At 69.8% G+C, this 19,940-nt stretch carries 22 protein-coding genes and 1 tRNA gene; 4 read left to right on the forward strand and 19 right to left on the reverse strand.

Annotation, left to right across the window (positions count from 1 at the left end):
• Positions 1-154 precede the first annotated feature (154 nt).
• Positions 155-242: transfer RNA gene (locus KVS71_RS07465), tRNA-Ser, on the forward strand.
• A gap of 52 nt (positions 243-294) precedes the next feature.
• On the opposite strand, the gene KVS71_RS07470 is transcribed toward KVS71_RS07465, so the two are convergent.
• The 7 genes from KVS71_RS07470 to KVS71_RS07500 form a co-directional block, all read right to left on the reverse strand.
• Positions 295-897, reverse strand: a complete 603-nt coding sequence (locus KVS71_RS07470) for a GNAT family N-acetyltransferase (protein WP_217584247.1) — start codon at positions 895-897, stop codon at positions 295-297.
• An 18-nt stretch (positions 898-915) separates the two neighbouring features.
• Positions 916-1,557 (reverse strand): phosphatase PAP2 family protein, encoded by a 642-nt coding sequence (locus tag KVS71_RS07475; RefSeq protein ID WP_234024150.1) that lies wholly within the window; start codon positions 1,555-1,557, stop codon positions 916-918.
• A gap of 47 nt (positions 1,558-1,604) precedes the next feature.
• Positions 1,605-2,765: a cystathionine gamma-synthase gene (locus KVS71_RS07480; RefSeq protein WP_060922564.1), complete on the reverse strand. Its 1,161-nt coding sequence runs from the start codon at positions 2,763-2,765 to the stop codon at positions 1,605-1,607.
• Between the two features lie 54 nt (positions 2,766-2,819).
• Positions 2,820-4,190: a cystathionine beta-synthase gene (locus KVS71_RS07485; RefSeq protein ID WP_025104232.1), complete on the reverse strand. Its 1,371-nt coding sequence runs from the start codon at positions 4,188-4,190 to the stop codon at positions 2,820-2,822.
• Positions 4,191-4,391: 201 nt separating this feature from the next.
• Positions 4,392-5,360 carry a carbohydrate ABC transporter permease gene (locus KVS71_RS07490; RefSeq protein WP_025104231.1) on the reverse strand — a complete coding sequence of 323 codons (969 nt, stop codon included), beginning with the start codon at positions 5,358-5,360 and terminating at the stop codon, positions 4,392-4,394.
• Entirely contained in the window at positions 5,360-6,697 is a 1,338-nt protein-coding gene (locus KVS71_RS07495; protein ID WP_025104230.1) for a carbohydrate ABC transporter permease, read from the reverse strand. The genes KVS71_RS07490 and KVS71_RS07495 overlap by 1 nt, the downstream gene beginning before the upstream one ends.
• 111 nt (positions 6,698-6,808) lie before the next feature.
• Positions 6,809-8,137 (reverse strand): ABC transporter substrate-binding protein, encoded by a 1,329-nt coding sequence (locus tag KVS71_RS07500; protein ID WP_060923551.1) that lies wholly within the window; start codon positions 8,135-8,137, stop codon positions 6,809-6,811.
• Between the two features lie 283 nt (positions 8,138-8,420).
• Here KVS71_RS07500 and KVS71_RS07505 point away from each other — a divergent pair, with 283 nt between their 5' ends.
• Positions 8,421-9,425, forward strand: coding sequence for a LacI family DNA-binding transcriptional regulator (locus KVS71_RS07505; protein WP_083371072.1), 1,005 nt, complete (start codon positions 8,421-8,423; stop codon positions 9,423-9,425).
• 66 nt (positions 9,426-9,491) lie between these two features.
• Here the strand turns inward: KVS71_RS07505 and rplL are convergent, their stop codons facing one another.
• Entirely contained in the window at positions 9,492-9,875 is a 384-nt protein-coding gene (gene rplL / locus KVS71_RS07510) for a 50S ribosomal protein L7/L12 (RefSeq protein WP_025104227.1), read from the reverse strand.
• Between the two features lie 48 nt (positions 9,876-9,923).
• Entirely contained in the window at positions 9,924-10,412 is a 489-nt protein-coding gene (rplJ, locus tag KVS71_RS07515) for a 50S ribosomal protein L10 (protein ID WP_025104226.1), read from the reverse strand.
• Positions 10,413-11,849: 1,437 nt separating this feature from the next.
• Between rplJ and KVS71_RS07520 the strand changes: the two genes are divergently transcribed.
• A complete protein-coding gene (locus KVS71_RS07520) occupies positions 11,850-12,530 on the forward strand; it encodes a YqaJ viral recombinase family protein (protein ID WP_060923575.1) in 681 nt (226 codons plus the stop codon).
• A 15-nt stretch (positions 12,531-12,545) separates the two neighbouring features.
• Here KVS71_RS07520 and KVS71_RS07525 read toward each other — a convergent pair whose 3' ends face one another.
• From KVS71_RS07525 to KVS71_RS07550, 6 genes are all read right to left on the reverse strand, one after another.
• Entirely contained in the window at positions 12,546-13,037 is a 492-nt protein-coding gene (locus KVS71_RS07525; protein WP_217584248.1) for a hypothetical protein, read from the reverse strand.
• Positions 13,034-13,654, reverse strand: coding sequence for a hypothetical protein (locus KVS71_RS07530; protein WP_217584249.1), 621 nt, complete (start codon positions 13,652-13,654; stop codon positions 13,034-13,036). The genes KVS71_RS07525 and KVS71_RS07530 overlap by 4 nt, the downstream gene beginning before the upstream one ends.
• Before the next feature lie 11 nt (positions 13,655-13,665).
• Positions 13,666-14,238, reverse strand: coding sequence for a signal peptidase I (locus KVS71_RS07535; RefSeq protein WP_217584250.1), 573 nt, complete (start codon positions 14,236-14,238; stop codon positions 13,666-13,668).
• Positions 14,235-14,816, reverse strand: coding sequence for a SipW-dependent-type signal peptide-containing protein (locus KVS71_RS07540; protein WP_234024151.1), 582 nt, complete (start codon positions 14,814-14,816; stop codon positions 14,235-14,237). Before KVS71_RS07540 ends, KVS71_RS07535 begins: the two co-directional genes overlap by 4 nt.
• 42 nt (positions 14,817-14,858) lie before the next feature.
• The gene (locus tag KVS71_RS07545) at positions 14,859-15,485 is read right to left on the reverse strand and encodes a SipW-dependent-type signal peptide-containing protein (RefSeq protein ID WP_060923006.1); all 627 of its coding nucleotides are present in this window, start codon (positions 15,483-15,485) and stop codon (positions 14,859-14,861) included.
• A gap of 160 nt (positions 15,486-15,645) precedes the next feature.
• Positions 15,646-16,575, reverse strand: coding sequence for a LysR family transcriptional regulator ArgP (locus KVS71_RS07550; RefSeq protein ID WP_105950305.1), 930 nt, complete (start codon positions 16,573-16,575; stop codon positions 15,646-15,648).
• Between the two features lie 24 nt (positions 16,576-16,599).
• Between KVS71_RS07550 and lysE the strand changes: the two genes are divergently transcribed.
• On the forward strand, positions 16,600-17,253 hold the full coding sequence (gene lysE, locus KVS71_RS07555; RefSeq protein ID WP_217584251.1) for an L-lysine exporter: 654 nt from the start codon (positions 16,600-16,602) through the stop codon (positions 17,251-17,253).
• Positions 17,254-17,257: 4 nt separating this feature from the next.
• Here the strand turns inward: lysE and KVS71_RS07560 are convergent, their stop codons facing one another.
• Genes KVS71_RS07560 through KVS71_RS07575 form a run of 4 tightly spaced genes read right to left on the reverse strand, consistent with a single transcriptional unit; the run spans position 17,258 to position 19,929 of the window.
• Positions 17,258-17,614, reverse strand: a complete 357-nt coding sequence (locus KVS71_RS07560; RefSeq protein WP_217584252.1) for a DUF1801 domain-containing protein — start codon at positions 17,612-17,614, stop codon at positions 17,258-17,260.
• 40 nt (positions 17,615-17,654) lie between these two features.
• A complete protein-coding gene (locus KVS71_RS07565) occupies positions 17,655-18,458 on the reverse strand; it encodes an amino acid ABC transporter ATP-binding protein (RefSeq protein WP_085606301.1) in 804 nt (267 codons plus the stop codon).
• Positions 18,445-19,110: an amino acid ABC transporter permease gene (locus KVS71_RS07570; protein ID WP_144882383.1), complete on the reverse strand. Its 666-nt coding sequence runs from the start codon at positions 19,108-19,110 to the stop codon at positions 18,445-18,447. Before KVS71_RS07570 ends, KVS71_RS07565 begins: the two co-directional genes overlap by 14 nt.
• Positions 19,111-19,113: 3 nt before the next feature.
• Positions 19,114-19,929 (reverse strand): amino acid ABC transporter substrate-binding protein, encoded by an 816-nt coding sequence (locus KVS71_RS07575; RefSeq protein WP_217584253.1) that lies wholly within the window; start codon positions 19,927-19,929, stop codon positions 19,114-19,116.
• Positions 19,930-19,940: the final 11 nt, after the last annotated feature.

Genomic DNA, 19,940 nt, shown 5'->3' on the forward strand with positions numbered 1-19,940 from the left:
AGAACCGGATCCGTCTGACGCCATTGCGTCTTCATATGAAGATATACAGACCTCTGCTGACGCGCAATATAACAGGTTTCGTGGTCGCGGGCCGGCATCGCCGGTATGTCACGAGGCCCCCGGGACATCGGATAGGATGGACAGGTTGTTCCCTGGTGACGTGTCCGAGCGGCCGAAGGAGCACGCTTGGAAAGCGTGTGTTGTGCAAGCAACCGCGGGTTCGAATCCCGCCGTCACCGCCACAGACGAAGAAGACCTCCGCATCGCGGAGGTCTTCTCTCGTTTCGGGCGGCGTCAGCCGTCGAAGCGCACCCCGTACGTCAGACCACCGGGTGCGGACGGGAGCACGGTCATGCCGAGCCGCTCGTAGAACGCGGCCGCGCCGGAGTTCGCGGGATCCATGCCGAGGTGCAGCGCCGGGACACCGCGCCGGCGCAGCTCGGCGAAGAGCGTCTCGATGAGACCGCGACCGAGTCCCTGCCCCTGGGTCTCCGGGAGCAGGTCGATGTGCAGATGCGCCGGGTACTCGGCGGCATGCGGCTCGACCCCCGGCTCCCTGGTGTAGCCGTACTCGATCAGCTTCTCCTCGCGCGTCTGCGGGTCCGCCGCTCGCGGATAGCGCGCGTGCAGGCCGGGCCACCACTCGTCGCGGAACCAGGCGTAGAAGGCGTCGGTGTCGTCGGTGGCGACGATGTAGCCGATGGTGCGCCCGTCCTCCGCCTCCACGACCCAGGCGAGGTCCGGGTGCCGTTCGACGTACGCCACCGCGAAGAGGTTCCCCCACAGCTCGTCATCGGGCAGCACCCCGGTGGCGTCTCCCCCGGCGTCGGCCGTCCGCAGGCAGATCTCGAACATCGCCGGGCGATCGGTCGGACGGTAGGGACGGATGCGCGACACGGGGGCTCCTCGGACGGGTCAGGTTCCGCTCAGCCTATCGGCGCGGGCAGTCGCCTCGACGTCGCGTCGCACCCACGGCACCAGCCAGGCGGCGAGCACGAGCACGACACCGGCACCGACGAACGCCCCGCCGAGGGTGTCCGTCGCCCAGTGCACCGACAGGAAGGTGCGCGACAGCGCCATGAGCACGATCCAGGCCGCCCCCACGATCGCCACCCACACCCGCGGGAAGAGCACCCAGAGCACCAGGGCGATGGTCGCCGCATTCGCGGTATGACCGGACGGGAACGAGCCGTAGTCGCTCACCACGAGCATGTCGTGCGGCCGGGCACGGCCGAAGACGTTCTTCAGGAGCTGGACGGCTCCGGCGCTGACGAGGAAGCACAACGCGGCGAACAGCGCCCCCCGCCATCGGCGCAGCAACAGCAGGACGGCGATGGTCGCCAGCGGCACGGCGAGGATGGCGACCCAGCCACCGCCGATCCAGTTCAGCGCGAGGGCGAAGCTCAGCATCCAGTCCGCGCGGACCGCGGCGATCGTGTCGTTCCACCACTGGTCGAGGCCGGGCGTCTGCGGATACACGAAGACGACGAGAGCGCCGAGGGCAGTGGCCAGGAGGAGGCAGGCGACGCCCCACCACAGCAGCATCCGTCGATTCATCGTCCCATTGTGACGGACGCCCCCGCGATCGCGGGTCGCCGTGCCGGTCAGCGGGCGATGCGGGCGAGACCCTCCTCGAGATCCGCGATGAGGTCAGCCACGTCCTCGATGCCGACCGAGAGCCGCACGACGTTCTCCGGCACCGCGAGCTCCGTGCCGCGGACCGACGCGTGGGTCATCTCCGGCGGGTACCCGATGAGCGACTCCACGCCGCCGAGCGACTCGGCGAGCTGGAACACGTGCGTGCTCTCGGCGAAGGCCCGGGCGGCGTCCGCCCCCGCGGCGAGACCGAGCGACAGCATGCCGCCGAAGCCGCTCATCTGCCGCGCCGCGATCCCGTGACCGGGGTGCGACGGGAGGCCGGGATAGAACACCTGCGCGAACTCCGGCCGCGCCTGGGCCCATTCGGCGATGGCCTGCGCGTTCTCGGAGTGCTGGCGCACCCGCACCGCGAGGGTCTTGATGCCGCGGGTCGTCAGCCAGGCGTCCAGAGGCGCCGAGACCGCCCCCACCGCGAACTGCTGGAACTTCACGGCCTCGACGAAGCGGTCGTCGCCGAAGACGACGGCGCCGCCCAGCACGTCGGAGTGCCCGCCCAGGTATTTCGTCGTCGAGTGCACGACGAGATCGGCGCCGAGCGCGAGCGGCTGCTGCAGAGCCGGCGAGGCGAAAGTGTTGTCCACCACGACGAGGGCACCGGCCGCATGCGCCACCTCGACGATGAGCGCGATGTCGACGACCTTCAGCAGCGGGTTGCTCGGCGTCTCCAGCCACACGATGCGCGTCTCGGGTCGGATCGCCGCGCGGATCACGTCGACGTCGGAGAGCTCGACCGTGGTCGTGTCGATCCCCCAGGGCGCGAGCACCTTCGTGAGCAGGCGGTAGGTGCCGCCGTAGACGTCGTTCCCGAGGAGCACGTGGTCGCCGGGCTTGAGGATGCCGCGCAGCAACGCGTCCTCGGCGGCGAGACCGGACGCGAACGACAGCGCCCCGACCCCGCCCTCGAGAGCGGCGAGCTGCGTCTCCAGCGAGGAGCGCGTCGGGTTGCCCGCACGGTTGTACTCGTAGCCGTCCCGGAAGCCGCCGATGCCGTCCTGCACGTGCGTCGACGACTGATAGATCGGCGGGATGATCGCCCCGGTGATCGGGTCGGGCGCCTGTCCGGCGTGGATGGCTCGGGTAGCGAAGGCGTGGTCGTGGTCGGACATTCCCTCAGCCTACGTCCGGGCCCTCCGACGGGTGCCGGCCTGTTACGTCCCGCGTCACCGGGAGAGGTAGCCGAGCAGGTCCTGTCGGGTCAGCACGGTGTGCGGCTTGCCGTCCTCGGTGACGAGGAGGGCGTCGGCGTCGGCGAGCGCGGCCCGTGCCTGCGCGACCGGCGCGTGGATGCCGATGAGTGGCAGCCGCTCCCCCACGTGTGCGCCGACGGCGTCGCTCGGTTCGGCGTCGCCCCGGAAGAGCAGGTCGAGAAGGCCCTTCTCGTCGACGGTGCCCACGACCTCGCCCATCATCACCGGCGGCTCCGCGCTGAGGACGACGAGCTGCGAGACCTCGTACTCCGTCATCATGCCGATCGCCTCCAGCACCGTGTCGGTGGGGTGCGCGTGCACGAGGTCGGGGAGGCCGTGGCGGGAGGCCCGGGCGGCGAGCACGTCGGCGACCGTCTCCCCCTCCTCCACCTCGCTGAACCCGTAGGAGCGCATCCAGCCGTCGTTGAAGATCTTGCCCAGGTAGCCGCGTCCGCCATCCGGGAGGAGCACGACCATGACCGCGTCCGCCGGCAGGTCCTTCGCCACCCGCAGCGCCCCGACGACGGCCATGCCGCTGGAGCCGCCGACGAGGATGCCCTCCTCGCGGGCCAGGCGCCGCGTCATCGCGAACGACTCCGCATCGCCGACCGCGACGATCTCGTGCGGGACGGCGGGATCGTAGGCACCGGGCCAGATGTCCTCGCCCACGCCCTCGACGAGATAGGGCCGGCCGGTGCCGCCGCTGTAGACGCTGCCCTCCGGATCGACCCCGATGATGCGCACCGCGTCGTCGGACACCTCGCGCAGATAGCGTCCCGTGCCGGTGATCGTGCCGCCCGTCCCCACGCCGGCGACGAAGTGCGTGACGCGCCCGTCGGTGTCGCGCCAGATCTCCGGCCCCGTCGTCTCGTAGTGGCTGCGCGGCCCGTTCGGGTTCTCGTACTGGTTCGGCTTGAAGGCCCCGGGGATCTCCCGTGCCAGCCGGTCGCTCACGCTGTAGTACGACTCCGGGCTGTCCGCCGGGACGGAGGTCGGGGTCACGACGACCTCCGCACCGTAGGCGCGGAGCACGTCGATCTTGTCCTCGCCCACCTTGTCCGGGAGCACGAAGACGCACCGGTAGCCGCGCTGCTGCGCCACAAGGGCGAGCCCGACGCCGGTGTTGCCGCTCGTGGGCTCGACGATCGTACCGCCCGGCTGCAGATCGCCCGCAGCCTCGGCGGCGTCGATGATGCGGGCCGCGATCCGATCCTTCGCCGACCCGCCCGGGTTCAGGTACTCGAGCTTCACGAGCACCGTGCACGCGATGCCCTCGGTGACGTGCTGGAGCTTCACCAGGGGCGTGTCGCCGACGAGGTCGACGATCGAGTCTGCGTACTTCATCTGTTCAGGGTACGGCGCGGGCCGTCGCCTCCGGGGCTGTGTTTCAGCGCCGCTTCGACAGGCTCAGCGACCCAGAAACCTGGGTCCCTGAGCCTGTCGAAGGGCGCTGGGTCCCTGAGCCCGTCGAAGGGCCCTGGGTCCCTGAGCCCGTCGAAGGCCTGAGCCTGTCGACGGGCCTGGGTCCCTGAGCCTGTCGAAGGGTCAGCCCTTCGTCGCGCCGGCCAGCAGGCCGCGCACGAAGAAGCGCTGCAGGGCGAAGAACACGATCAGCGGGACGATGATCGAGATGAACGTTCCGGCCGACTGCAGGAACCACTTGTTCCCCCAGGTTCCGGAGAGCGAGTTCAGCGCCTGGGTGATCGGCAGGGCGCCGGGCGAGGCGAAGATCGTCGCGACCAGCAGGTCGTTCCACACCCAGAGGAACTGGAAGATCGCGAAGGACGCGATCGCCGGAGCCGCCAGCGGCAGGATGATCCGGAAGAACACCTGACCGTGTCCGGCGCCGTCCACGCGGGCCGCCTCGATGATCTCGCCGGGGATCTCGGAGATGAAGTTGTGCAGCATGAACGTCGCGAGCGGCAGCGCGAAGATCGCGTGCGCGATCCAGACGCGGGCGAAGCTGTACTGCACCTCGTTCAGCCCGAACCCGGGGAAGATCGGCACGTCGTTGATCGTCAGTCCGTCCGAGAACAGGCTGAGCAACGGCACGAGGGCCATCTGCAGCGGCACGATCTGCAGCGCGAACACGAAGATGAAGAGCATGTTCCGACCCTTGAAGTCGATCCATGCGAACGCGTACGCGGCGAGCGACGCCATCACGATCGGGAACACAGTCGCGGGGATCGTGATCGCCAGCGAGTTGATGAACGCCGTCGCGAGGGTCGTCGAGGTGCCGCCCGAGTTCCACGCCTGCACGTAGTTGTCGAACGTGAACTCCGGGTTGGAGAAGACCGTCCACCAGCCGCTGTTCTGCGTGTCGGCGCCCGGGCGGAACGACGTCACGAAGAGACCGAAGGTCGGGATCGTCCAGAAGAGCGCGATGACCGCGGCCGCGATCGTCGCCCCCTTCGAGGTCAGCTTCTTGTGGGCGGTCGCCTCGTTGCGGCGTGTGTCCCGCGCCACCTGGCGCTTGGTGCGGTTGTCCACGACGGTGGCCTGCGTTGCACTCATCAGCGGATCTCCCTCTGCTTGGCCATCGATCGGGCGTTGTAGATGATCAGCGGCAACACGAACAGGAACAGCACGACGGCGAGCGCCGACGAGTGCCCGTAGCTCTGGAACCGCTGCTGCTGGTTGACCATCTCGAAGCCGAGGACGCTGGTCTCGTCCCGTCCGCCGGTCATCACGGCGACGATGTCGTACACCTTGAGCGAGGCGATCGTGATGGTCGTGAGCACGACGATCAGCGACGACCGGATGCCGGGCACGGTCACGTTGCGGAAGCGCTGCCAGGCGTTCGTGCCGTCGAGCTCGGCCGCCTCCATCTGCTCGACCGGCACGGCCTTGATCGCGGCCGAGAGGATGACCATGGCGAAGCCGGTCTGGGTCCAGATGAACACGATGAGCAGCATGAGCGTGTTGAGGATCGGCTTGATCGCCAGCCACTGCACGGGGTCGCCGCCGAAAGCGGTCACGATCGCGTTGAGGAGACCGATCTGGTCACCCTGCCGGGCGTCGTACATGAACTTCCAGATGATGCCGGCCCCGACGAACGAGATCGCCACCGGCATGAAGACCAGCACCTTGAGGAACTTCTCGCCGCGGGCCCTGTCGATGAAGACGGCGTAGGCGAGGCCGATGACCACGGAGATCACCGGAGCGAGCAGCGCCCAGATGATCGTGTTGATCACCGACGACGTGCCGACCGGGTTGGTGAAGACCCAGATGTAGTTCTCGAGCCCGACGAACTCGTCGCCGGTCTTGTCGAAGAAGGACTTGAAGATCGTCGAGATCGCGGGGTAGATGAGGCCGAGCAGCAGCATGATGGCCGCCGGGGCCATGAACAGCACGAGCTGGAAGAGATAGCCCGCTCCCTGCCGCGCGCGGAAGTCCGCGAAGAAGAGGAGCGCCCCGACGAGGAGCGCGATCGCGACGACGTACACGACGGCGTTCGCGTAGGGACGGAGCAGCAACAGCGCGAGCACCGGGATGACGAGGCACGCGACCAGCCGCATGATGAAGTAGCCGCGACCAGGGCGGGGCGCGAACTCGATCAGCACGAGGATGATCGCCACGACCACGCCGAACACGAGCAGCACGGCCGGGATCTGCACCAGCGGATTCAGACCACCGAGCCACAGGAAGAAGCTGTTGAGCGAGAACCCGATCGTGATCCGCGAGGACTCCTCGGTCGGAGCGGTGAAGACGAGGAGGAGAGCCAGCGCGACGACGACCACGAAGCCGATCGCGAGGATCGTGCGTGTGGTCTTCCTCCCCTTCTCGTCGGTGCCGTGCGTCGTCGGCGGCGCGTCAGCCTCGACGGGTTTCTCGATGGTCGCGTGCGACATGAACGTCCCCTTCTGGATCGTGCTGGGTTCCCGCGCAGTATGGATGGGTGGAGCGGGGCCGGGCTTGTGCAGCCCGGCCCCGCTCAGCCTGAGAAGATCGTGTCGAGACGATCAGTTCTCGTAGCCGGCCTGGATGTCGGAGAGCACCGTGTCGGTGTCCTTGCCGTCGATCCAGTCGACCATCCCCTTCCAGAACGAGCCCGAGCCGACGGTCGACGGCATCAGGTCGGAAGCGTCGAACCGGAAGGTCGTCGCGTCGTCCTGCATGATGGTCATCGCCTCCTGGAGGAACTCGCTCGAAGCGAGGCTCGGGTCGGCGTTCTTGTTGGCGGAGATGACGCCACCGAGCTCGACACGGGCGTCGGCGAACTCCGGCGATGCCATGAACTCGAGCACCTTCTGGGTGGCTTCGTCGTCGGAGAAGGCCGCGACGAACTCGCCGCCACCCTCGACCTGGAGCTCACCGGCGGTCTCGCCCGGCATGATGAACGCGTAGACGTCGCCGTCCGGCGCGACCTCGGGGACGTTGCCGTCCGCGGTCTCCGTGTCGAGGAAGTTCGCCGACAGGAACGACGCCTGGTGGGTCAGCGCGCAGTCGCCCTTGGCCACAGCGTTGGCGACGTCGCCGAAGGCGGTCGAGTTGATGCTCTTGACGTCGCCGTAGCCCGCGTTGACGTACTCCGGGTTGAGCAGGATCTCACCGACGGCGTCGAAGGCCTGCTTGATCTCGGGGTCGGTGAACTTCACGTCGCCGGCCACCCAGTCGTCGTACACGTCGGGGCCCGACTGGCGCAGGACGAGGTCCTCGATCCAGTCCGTGCCCGGCCAGCCCGACGCCGCCTCGGAGGCGAAGCCGGCGCACCAGGCGGGACCGCCGGTCTTCTCGACGATGGTGTCGGTCAGGGCGATCATGTCGTCCCAGGTCTCCGGGACCTCGACGCCCCACTCGGCGAACTGCTTCGGCGAGTACCAGACGTAGCCCTTGAGGTTCGCGAGCATCGGCGCCGCGTAGAAGGTGTCGTCGAACGTGCCGTACTTCTTCCAGTCCTCGGACCAGTTCTCGTCGACGGCGGTCTCCACGGCCTCCGGGGCCGGCATGACCTTGCCGGTGTCGACGAGGGTCTTGAGCAGACCGGGCTGCGGGACGATCGCGATGTCGGGAGCGTCGCCACCGGTCACCTTGGTGACGATGTTGCCCTCGAAGCCCTTGTCGCCGGTGTACTCGACCTTGATCCCGGTGTCCTTCGTGAACTGCTCGAAGGAGGCGTTCAGGTCATCGGCCTCGACGCCCGTGATGCCGCCGGAGATCCGGACCGTGTCCTTGGTCTCCCCGCTTCCGCCTTCGCCGCTTCCGCCCTCGGCGCAGCCGGCGAGCGCGAGAGACGCGACGCCGACGAGTGCGATGGGGGCGAGCAGGCGGTATCGCTGTGACAAAGCCATGTACTTCTCCTCTTCAGGTGGATCTTCAGTCCGCCCAAGGAGAGCAATCGCCACATCCATTGGGGAACCGATTCCAGGCCAACCTACTCGGGTTCCTTCGCGCCGTACAACTGGGGAAGGTTACAAGATCACAACCGTTTGAGGTCGGTGCCCCCCGCGTGGTGGGAGCGCTCCCAGTTCCACGGGTCTGGAACCGGTTCCTCCCCGCGTGTGGAACGGCTACGATGGCTCCCGGCGAGCGCCCGATGGCTCGCCGTCGTGGAACCGCGTCGAGGAGGACACGATGAGCACGATCGCCGACGTCGCGACGCGCGCCGGTGTGTCCAAGGCGACCGCGAGCCGCGCCCTGAGCGGCCGCGGCTACGTCTCGGAGGAGACGAGACAGCGCGTGGAGGAGGCGGCGCACGACCTCGCGTACGTCGCGCACTCCTCCGCCACCAGCCTGGCGACCGGGCGCACCGGCACCATCGGCCTGGTGATGCCTCCGGTCGACCGGTGGTTCTTCTCCGAACTGCTGGCGGGCGTCCAGGAGGCGCTGCTCGCGCGCGACCACGACCTGTCGCTCTACGGCGTCCCCGAGCGCTCGGAGACCAGGGAGCGGCTGTTCGAGAGCGTGCTGCCCGGCCGGAGATTCGACGGCATCATCGCCGTCGGCATCCAGCCCAGCGCCCGCGAGCTGGAGCGCCTGCACCGCACCGGGCGCCCGCTCGTCAGCGTGGGCCCCTACAGCGCCGGATCGAGCGCCGTGTCGATCGACGACGCGGCCGCCGCGCGGATCGCCACCGAGCACCTGATCGAGCTCGGCCACACCGACATCGCCTTCGTGGGCGGCGCCACCGACGACACCGACCTCAGCTACGGCGACGCGCGACGCCTGGCCGGCTACCGGGAGGCGCTGCACGCGGCGGGACTGACTCCGCGGGCGCGCATCGCCGGGGCGGCCCCGACGATGCCCGGGGGCTATGCCGCGGCGGCGGGACTCCTGGGCGACCGCCGGCACCGACCGACCGCCATCGTCGGCGTGTGCGACGAGGCGGCCATCGGCGCCGTGATCGCCGCCCGCCGCCTGGGGATCGCGGTGCCCACCGAACTCAGCGTCGTCGGGATCGACGACCACGAGCATGCGGAGATGTTCGCCCTCACGACCATCGGGCAGTCGCCGCGGGATCAGGGCCGGGAGGCCGTGCGCCTGCTCATGCGGCGGATGAGTGAGCCGGACGCTCCGGTCGAGCGCGTCGAGGCCGCCTCGGCCCTCGTCGTCCGCAGCTCGACCGCGGCGCCGCGCTGACCCCGCAGACGCACGAAGGCCCCGGGCGGAACCCGGGGCCTTCGCAGAAGCGCTGGTGCGCTGGAATTACTTGAGGGTGACGGTCGCGCCGGCCTCTTCCAGAGCAGCCTTGGCCTTCTCGGCCGTCTCCTTGTTGGCGCCCTCGAGGACGGCCTTCGGAGCACCGTCGACGACGGCCTTGGCCTCGCCGAGGCCGAGCGAGGTGAGCTCGCGGACAGCCTTGATGACCTGGATCTTCTTGTCGCCAGCAGCCTCGAGGATGACGTCGAAGGAGTCCTTCTCCTCCTCGGCCGCGGCCTCGCCTGCGCCACCAGCGGCACCGGCGACGGCGACGGGAGCAGCAGCGGTGACCTCGAACTTCTCCTCGAACGCCTTCACGAACTCGTTGAGCTCGATGAGGGTCAGGCCGGCGAACTGCTCGAGCAGCTCCTCGGTGGAAAGCTTCGCCATGATGTATCTCCTAGATAGATGGGGTTTGTAGACGAGATCGCCGGTCGCTTACGCGGCCTCGGCGGTCTCCAGCTTTTCGCGAAGCGCGTCGATGGTGGCCGCAGCCTTGCCCATCGTCGCCTTCATCATGCCCGCGGCCTTCGCCAGCAGAACCTCGCGGCTCTCGAGCGAGGCGTACGTGTTGACCTCGTCGGCGGTGAGGGCCTTGCCCTCGAAGATGCCCGACTTGATCACGAGAAGCGGGTTGGCCTTGGCGAAGTCACGCAGAGCCTTGGCGGTGGCGACGAAGTCACCGTGCACGAACGCGACAGCCGACGGCCCCTTGAGGTCGTCGTCCAGCGCGGAGATGCCGGCCTTGTTGGCGGCGATCTTGGTCAGCGTGTTCTTCACCACGGCGTACTCAGCGTCCTGACGGATGCTGTTGCGCAGCTGCTTGAGCTGGGCAACCGTCAGACCGCGGTACTCGGTCAGCAGGACGGCGTTCGAGTTCTCGAATGACTTCGTGAGCTCGTTGACCGATGCATCCTTCTGCGCCATGGTCACTCCTTGGTGTGTGCGAGGCGCCGCACGGTGGTGGGGCGCCGGCCTCCGACCCCCTGCAAAAGAGAAGAGCTCCGGCGCAAGCGCACGGAGCTCGGAAGTTCGTGACACCTGCGCGGGCCCCTGCGATGCAGAGCTTCGATCCTGTGCGCTCACGCGCACACGATGACCAGCGGTCTTCGGTTATGACCACTGTACCCCACCCCCACCTCTCCCCCAAATCCCCCCTCCTCTTCCCGTCGACCCACCCCTTTCCGTGCACCGCGGCGAGGGAAGCGACGTCCGCGCTGGTCACCCGGGCCACCCGCCAGCCGGTGGTTCCGCGCACCCAGTCCTCGCGGATCTTCTCGTCCAACACGACCCTCTCCGCGGTGCGGTCCCCGCGGAGCTCGTCATCCAGGTACTTGTCCCGGCCGTCGCACTCCACGAAGGTGCGGCACTGGTCGACGGCGATGTCCATCCAGAACCGGCCGCCGCGCGGTCCGTCCACCGGTACCTGTAGACGCGGCCTGCCGAAGCCGAGCTGATGGAGCCGGTACCGCGTCACGCTCTCCAGAGGCAGTTGCGCGCGACCGTCGGCCAGACCCACGATCCGGCGCGCCTGCACGATGCCGCGGAGCCGCGGACGGCGCACCCGATCCGCCAGGTCGGCCAGGAGAGCCTGCTCCGCGGTGTCGTCGAACTCCCACGGGTCACCGCCGACCAGAGCGAGGGCGGCATCCGCGCCCGCGAGGGCCGCCTCGGGAGAGACCGTGCGGGCGAGGTCGACGACCGTCCGGGCGAGGGAGGTGCAGCGGATGCCGTCGCGCTCCACGATGTCGCCGGGGGAGACAGTGCCCTCGTGCCGCAGGATCCCGGACGTGCTGTGGCGACGGTCAGGCGGGGCCGTCACATGCACCCTGGTCGGACGCACCCGGTACAGCGGCAGTCCCCACAGCACCGCGGCCGAGGCATGCGAGAACACAGGCCGCGTCCCCGAGGCCGCGAGATCGGCGGCCACCACCTCCGCACGATGGCGGGACTCCGGGGCGAGCTCGCTCCAGGTCCGCAGCGCGAGGTACCACCCACGGCGCACATGATGCAGCTGCCGCCCTTCCACCGCGGCGTGGAGCGTCCGAGACCCCCAGCCCTCCTCCTCCAGCCGTCGACGACCGAGGAGCATCCCCCTGATCTCCTCCACACTCACCTGTCTCATCCCGCCGACTCTTCCTCTCCTCTCGCTACTCCCCCGCCTTCCCACCGTTCTCCACACCCTTCTCTCCCCTCCCGCCCCCTGTGCAGGAACCGTCCTCGCCGGCCGACCCACCCCCTTGCGTTCGAGCCACCCCCTTGCGCGCGTGCGTAGGGGGCCGGGACGCACGCAGGGGGGTGGGTCGGCGGGAGGGGGCGGCGTGTACGACGGGTACGGGGGTGGGGGAGAGTTAGAGTCTTCTGGTGACCCCGGAACTCCAAGCTCGCATCGTCGCGGACTCGCGCGACCGCGTGGCATGGATGAGGGCACGATCCCGCGGCATCACGGCCACTGACGTCGCCGGACTCACGAGCGAGCGCTCGATCGCCCGTGCTGCCGACGCCAAGCTCGGCGGCGGGCCGCGGTTCGGCGGCAACGCCTACACCGACCACGGCCGACGCCGCGAGCCGGAGATCGCCGCCTGGGTCGCGGCCACGCACGGCATCTTCCCCTCCTCTGCGCTGTTCCGCGCCGAGGTCGAGCACCGCCACCTGGCGACGCCCGATGGCATCTCGGTGGACGCGGACGGTCGTGTCAGCCTCGCGGAGATCAAGACCACCAACAAGGCCTTCCGGGGGATCCCCCGCACCTACCTGCGCCAGGTGTGGTGGCAGCAGCACGTGCTGGGCGCCGAGCGCACCCTGTTCGTCTGGGAGGAGCACGTCGACTTCTCCCCCGTCCACGACGAGCCCCGCTGCGTCTGGATCGACCGCGACGAGCGCGAGATCGCGAAGCTCGTGGGGCTCGCCACCGACCTCATCGACGAGCTGTACCGCCGCACGACGGGACGCACGGTCCCGGCCCGCTCCGCCACTCCCCTGGACAGCCGTCGCGAGCAGCTCCGCGAGCGCGACGCCTTCCGCGCCCTCGCCCTCGCCGACTGAGCGGACGGCGCGTGCTCACGTGCACGTGTTGTTCCCGCCCAGACCGAGCAGTCCGCCCACCGACAGCGTTCGCGTCGCGGCGGGCGAGACCCAGGACGTTCCGGGGAGAACGGCCTCGACCCGCACCGTGTTGGACGAGCCGAGCAGGCTTCCGAGCAAGGTGCTCAGCAGGCCCGAGCTGATCGTGGTCGAGTACGTGTACGGCGCGCTCCCGCTCTGACTGACCGAGCCGTTGTCGACGACGACGGTGTTGATCGACAGCCGCTGCTGCGCCTTCAGGTACGGCGAGGTCCAGGTGATCGTGAAGCCGGTGAAGGTGCCGAGCAGGCTCGTCACCGTGCAGGAGGTGATGGACGGCGCGACCAGCCGCGATGCGGTGAAGGATCCCGCGGCGTGTTCGACATCCGTGAAGCGCGCCGCCGTGGACTCGACGGACGACGCGGAGAAGGCGGCACAGAGCAGGGCGACCGCGACGACCCCGGCGCCCCTTCGTCGATCGCGCTTCATCGCGGCACCTCCCCACCGCCAGAACGGCGCCGACCGGCGCCGAGGGCGGCGCCGCCGACCACGACCAGCCCCGCCGCTACGATCAGGGGCGCGATCCCCGGCGAGGGCCCCGTCGTCGCGGGCCCGCCGCCCGGGCCGGCGAGCACCGTCTCCCCCGCCCCATGCGCGACGACCTGCACCTCGGTCGTCCCGGCACCATCCGTAGGATCCAGCGCGATCGCGAGACGGAGGTGGGCGGTCTCGGAATGTGCGATCTCGGTCACCGGCACCTCGGCACCGTCCCGGGGGATGCTCCAGTCATCGCGGACGACCGTCGAACCGGACGCGCACCCCGAGGCACCCCAGGGTTCGGAACACAGCGCGATGTCCACCCGGAGGCGGGCGTCCCCCGTCGCCCGCACGCCGATGCGGATCCGTCCGGGCTCCTCGGCGTCGGCGCTGACCTCGACATCCCACTGCACGGGCTGGCCGGGAAGCATGCCTCCCGCGGAGTCCCAGTCCGCGATCGAGACGAGCCGCAGCACGTCGCCCTGGATCACCTCCGATGTCGGCTCTGCCCGGGCGACGCCCGGAACCGCCACGGCGAGCAGGAGAGGCGCCGCGAAGAGGGCCGCCACCCCGCGCCGTCTCACGACCCCTCCGTGCGCACCGGGGCCCGCCGCGGCGTCCGCGGCCAGAAGGCCCAGACCACGAGCGCCGTCGCCGCGATCGTCAGCACGGCGAGGACCACCGGGTCACCCAGCGCCACCACCACGGCGGCCGCCCCTGGCACCGCGAAGAGCACCGTGCGGACGGAGGACACCGGGTACGCGACGGGATCCTCCGCCGCGTTGGCGTCGCCGCGCAGGGTGAGCATCCGCTCGTCCTCGGCGGCTCCCGGTTCGACGGCCGTGACGCGATGGGTCACCGGGAGCTCACCGGGCCGGTCGACCGTCACGACGTCCCCGACCTCGACCTCCTCCGCGGGCACGCGCTGCGCGACCGCCACGGAGCCGGCGGGGATCGTCGGCGCCATCGATCCCGTCCGGAACAGGATGAGCGTGATCTGCGACGTCGCGGCGAGGATCACGAGGACGATGCAGATGGTGCCGGCCGCAGCGGCGCACCACAGGAGGAGATCGCCCAGCATCCTCCGCCCGCGTCCGCGAGCCCCGACCGCCTCGCCGGTCCGTGCTCGCCCTTCCCGACGGGTCGTGGTCATGACGACGTTCCCTGGATCTGCCAGGTCTGGGTCATCGTGAGCCCTTGCGCGCCGTTCCCCGCCGCCGTGGGCAGGGTCACCGCGAAGCAGTAGTTCACCTGCGCCGCCCCGTTCGCCGCGACCGCCTGCGTCGTCGTCCCCGCCGTCGTGAGGGTGGACCCGTCAGGAACGACAGCGGTCCCCGCCGGATACGTCGCCGCCGTGCAGGAGGTTCCGGTTATCGTCCGCACCCCATAGGTGAGATACGTCGCCAATCCCGTTCCACCCGGTGTTCCCGGCGTGAGCTGCAGCACCCCGGCCACCGAGGGGTTCGCGGTCCGCACGCTGAACAGCGCGTACGTCGTCGTTCCCGGTGCCATGGCGGTGGGCGGCAGCTGGAAGTTCAGCGCGGCCGCCGTTCCCGCCGTCGCGTGACTGGAGAAGGTCGTCCCGTCGGTGGCCCCGACGATGTCGAAGCGGCCCGCCGTGAAGGTCGCGGCGCCGTGTTCGGAGTCGTTCCAGGCGGCGAGGGTCGCGGTCGCGCCGACGCCCAGCACGAGACCCCCGGCGAGTATCGCCCGGATCCGGCGGGAGCGCATCCGTCCCTTCTCCCGCCTCACTCTGCGGGTGTCCATGAAGACTCAGCTCGTGGACGTGGCCGTGAACTTCCACGTGGCGTCCGTCACCAACCCCGGCTCCAGCGCGGCATCCGCCGTCACGGCGAAGCAGAGCTGCACCGCGGTGCCGGCCGTGTCGGCGGTCGCGCCCTCGGTGAGAGGTACGGTCGTCACACCGGTCTGCGCGTCGAGCGTGGCCCCGGTCGCGATGGGGGTGCCGACCGCCGAGGCCGCGTCGCATGTCGCCCCCGGCGCGAGTTGATAGACCGCGTAGGACAGATGGTCCGTGTTCGAACTCGCCGCCGGGTCCGCGGTCGTCCCGTCGGCGACCAGATCCGCTCCCGTCGTCGTCCCGGCGGCGAGCCGCACCCAGAGGCCGGCGTAAACGGTGTCGGACGGCGACATATTGCCGACCACCCCCGCCGGCAGAGTGAAGGCCAGTGCCGCTGCCGTGTCGCCGTCATCCACGTTGTGGTCACTGAAAGTCGTGCCATCCGTGGAGCCCTCCAGGTCGAAGGCCCCGGCCGTGAACGTCCCGGTCGCGAACTCGGAGTCGTTCCAGGCGGCGAGAACTCCCGCCACCCCCACACCCAGGACGAGACCACCCGCGAGCACCGCAAGGACTTTTCGTTGCGTCGTCTTCGTCGCCATCTTTTCCCCCCTCAGGAATCCGGTCTGCGCGGATGCCCGACGAGTAGAGCTCAGGCCTCCCGCGTGCTGGTATATTGCCGGACCCCGGGGGCGAGGACAAGCCCCTCTTCGCGGCAGCCGTCGTCAGCCTCGCCCACGCGCCGACGCCGTCCCGGCCCCGTCAGGGTTCGCGAGCGAGCACCCGGCGCGCCTCCCCCGCGACCTCGGACGCGATCGTGTCGAGCAGCGCGGAGCGCAGGTTCCACTGCTGCCAGTACAGCGCCACGCGCAGGATCGGACCGCCCAGCGCCACGAGTCCCGGCACCTCCTGCAGCCGCGGCACCATCCCCCACCCCAGCCCGAGGCCGACGGCCAGCGCATAGTCGTGCGACGCCGGGACGTAGTGCCGGGGAACCCCGGCCGCCGGCACTCCCCGCGCGGCCAGCCACTCGTGCTGGAGGGTGTCCCGGCGGTCGAAGTCGACGAACGGCGCGTGCGCCAGAGCACCGGGGGTCACGCCGTCCGGGAACCATCGACGGGCGTAGGCGGCTTCGGCCATGGCGCGGTACTCGAGCACGCCGAGGGGCGTGACCGTGCACCCCGCGACCGCCGTGGCCTCGCTCGTGACCGCCGCCATGACGGTCCCCGATTCGAGCAGGCGCGCGGTGAAGTTCTGATCGTCGCGATGAAGATCCAGATCGATGTCGTGCACAGCCGAGAGCCGGGCCATCGGAGGGAGGAACCAGGTCGCCAGGGAGTCCGCATTGACGGCCAGGGGCACCGTGATGCGGCGCCCTCCACCGCCTTCCTCGATCCCGACCCCGGCAAGCGCATCCTGCTCGAGGAGGGCGATCTGCCGCGCGAGCCGCACGACGGATTCCCCCGCCTCGGTGAGGCGGACCGGCTTGCTGCGCACGAGGAGGATCCGCCCGAGTTGCTGCTCCAGCGCCTTGAGACGCTGACTGACCGCGGATGGGGTGACCTGCAGTCGACGCGACGCGGCATCGAGGGTGCCCTCGTCGGCGACGGTGGCCAGCGTGGCGGCGAGCTCCGGGTCGATCCTCACATCAGCGATGCTAATGGTGCGGAAGGAATCTTCGCTGCACCTCATGCTCAGCCCTCCTAGGCTCGACACATGCTCACCGTCCTCGCCGGTCTTGGCCTCGGTCTCTCCCTCATCGTCGCGATCGGCGCGCAGAACGTCTTCGTGCTGCGTCAGGGCATCCGGCGCGAGCACGTCCTCGCCGTCGTGATCGTGTGCGCGCTCTCCGACGCCGTACTGATCATCGCCGGCGTCGCCGGGCTCGGGTTCGTGCTGTCCGCCGCCCCCTGGCTCGTCGTCGTGGCTCGCTGGGCAGGGGCGCTGTTCCTGCTCGGGTACGGCATGCTCGCGGCGCGGCGGGCCTGGCGTGGCGGCGAGGAGCTGGTGGTCGACGGGGGCGACGCCCCGGTCCTCGAGGCGTCCGGGGGCACCGGCACGCTCACCCGCACCCGCCTCGCCCCGGTGATCCTCACGACGCTGGCGTTGACGTGGCTGAACCCGCACGTGTACCTCGACACGGTGCTGATGCTCGGGTCGATCGCGGCGACGCACGGCGAGGAGCGGTGGCTGTTCGCGGCGGGGGCGGTCGCGGCGAGCATCCTCTGGTTCACCGCCCTCGGCTTCGGCGCCCGCTACCTCGGACGGTGGCTGCGCACCCCGCGCTCCTGGCGCCTCCTCGACGCGGTGATCGCGGTCGTGATGATCACGCTCGCGGTGAGCCTCGTGCTCCCGGTGCTCGGCGCCTAGGCGTTCACCCGGCCTCGATCTGCGACACCCGCGCCCGGATGAGCGCGCGGACCGCCTCCACCGGCAGGGGGTGCTCCGGCTGGAACCGGATCGTCCCCTTGTCGAGGCTGACCCCGGGGTGACCCTCGAGGAGGCCCGCCACGGCGGCGACCGCCTCGGGGCTGAACGGGTAGACGCCGATGTGCTTCTTCGCACGCATCACCGAGAGCAGCGGCTTGCCGTCGTACACGAGCGCCGGCATGCCGTAGCCGGTGCCCTGTTCCGCCTCCGGCACCTCCTCCGTGGCGATCGCGTACACGCCATCGATCGCCGCACGGTCTGCGGCGTCGAGATCGGTCAGGTAGTCGTCGATGGTGCCCACGCACCGCATCCTGCCACCGATCGCCCGCGGGGTCGAGGACTCACGCGCCGTCGAGGGGCCGGAGGATGCGGGTGAGGAACCGCTGCGTGCGCTCGTGCTGCGGAGCGCTGAACAGCTCGGCGGGCGGCCCCTGCTCGACGACGACGCCGTCGTCCAGGAAGAGCACATGGTCTGCGGCCTCGCGGGCGAAGCTCAGCTCGTGGGTGACGACGGCCATCGTCCATCCCTCATCGGCGAGCTCCTTGATGACGAGCAGCACCTCTCCCACGAGCTCCGGGTCGAGCGCGCTCGTCGGCTCGTCGAACAGCAGCAGGTCCGGCTGCAGGGCCAGTGCCCGCACGATGCCCACCCGCTGCTGCTGCCCGCCGGAGAGCTGATGCGGCCGCGCGTCCGCCTTGTCGGCGAGACCGACCCGGGCGAGCAGCGCCTGCGCCTCGGCGACGACCTCGGCCTTCGGACGGCCCTGCACCCGCCACGGCCCTTCGATCACGTTCTCCAGCACGGTCAGGTGCGGGAAGAGGTTGTGATGCTGGAACACCATCGCCGACCGGTCACGCAACGCGAGCCGCTGCTGCTTCGCGACGCGGGGCTTCGGGCGGATCTCCGGTGCGAAGTCGATCTCCGGGCCCCCGGCCATCGCGATGGTGCCGGCGTCCGGGGTCTCCAGGCCGTTCAGGGCGCGCAGGACGGTCGTCTTCCCCGAGCCGCTGGGCCCGATGAGCACCACGACCTCGCCGCGGTGCAGGGTGAGGTCGAAGCCGCGCAGCACCTCGGTGGTGCCGAAGCTCTTGTGCAGGCCCCGTGCGGTGAGCAGCGGTTCGGCCGTGGGGTCAGTGCGCGACACGACTGTCGAGCCTCCTCTCCAGGGCGCTCTGCCCGAAGGAGAGCACCAGGCAGATCACCCAGTAGACCAGCGCCGCAGCCAGGTACAGCACCATGAACTCGAGCGTGGCGGAGGCGATCTGCTGCGCCACCTTGAACAGCTCCGTCACGAGGATCAGCGAGGTGAGGGAGGTGTCCTTCACGAGCGAGATGAACGTGTTGGACAGCGGCGGCACCGACACCCGGGCAGCCTGCGGCAGGATGATGCGGGTCAACGTGCGGGTGCGGTTCATCCCCACCGTATAGGCGGCCTCCCACTGCCCCTTCGGCACCGAGAGGATCGCCGCCCGCACGACCTCGGCGCCGTAGCCGCCGACGTTGAGCGAGAGCGCGATGATGGCGCTCGGCCACGGATCGAGGGTCACCCCGACGGACGGCAGGCCGAAGAAGATCACGAAGAGCTGCACGAGCATCGGCGTGCCGCGGATCACCGAGATGTAGAACCGCGCGATGCCGGACACGACTGGATGCACCGAGATCCGCATCAGCGCCATGCCGATCGCGATCACGAGCCCCAGGACGAACGACACCAGGGCGAGCGGGATCGTCGCCGTCAGCCCCGCCCAGGCGATCGGCCCGAGCGAGGAGAAGAAGAGCTCCCAGGGATTCTGCATCGCCTACTGCGAGACGTCTTCGCCGAAGTACTTCTCGCTGATCTCGGCCAGGGTGCCGTCGGCACGGAGCGTGTCGAGCGCCTCGTCGACCGCATCGACGAGCGCCTCCTTGTCCTTCGTGAACACGAAGGCCTGCTCCCCGGCGTCGTCGGTCTCCGCGGCGATCTTCAGGCCCGTCGGGCTGTTGGTCGTCTCGTAGTCGAGGAAGGTCAGCTTGTCGTTGACGGTCGCGTCCACCCGCCCCTGGCGGAGGAGCTCCACGGCCTGCGCCCAGCCCTCGACGCCCTCGACCTTGGCACCGGACTCGGTGGCCAGCTCGTACCAGTTGCTCGTGAGGGACTGGGCCGTCGTCTTGCCCTCGAGGTCGTCGAAGGAGGAGATGGAGTCGTCGTCCTCCTTGACCACGATCACGCCGGGCGACACCGTGTACGGGGTGCTGAAGAGGTACTTCGCCTCGCGCTCGTCGTTGATCGACACCTGGTTCGCGATCACGTCGAAGCGGCCCGCGTCGAGACCCGCGAAGATCGCGTCCCACTGCGTCTCCTGGAACTCGACCTTCAGGCCGAGCTCGTCGGCGACGGCCTGGATGATCTCGACGTCGTAGCCGGTGAGGTCACCGGACCCGCCGTCGTCGTGGAAGCTGAACGGGCGGTAGGTACCCTCGGTCGCGACCGTCAGCGTGCCGTCCTTGACCAGGCCGAAGTCGGAGCCGGCGGCGCTCTCGCCGTCGGTGCTCGCGGGCGTGCTCGAGCCGCTGCAGGCGGTCAGGGCCGCGGCGGCGACGACGAGTGCGGTGACGGCGATGAGACGACGGGACATGGACCCTCCTG

It is taken from the genome of Microbacterium sp. GbtcB4, from assembly GCF_019091465.1.
GTDB classification, from domain to species: domain Bacteria; phylum Actinomycetota; class Actinomycetes; order Actinomycetales; family Microbacteriaceae; genus Microbacterium; species Microbacterium paraoxydans.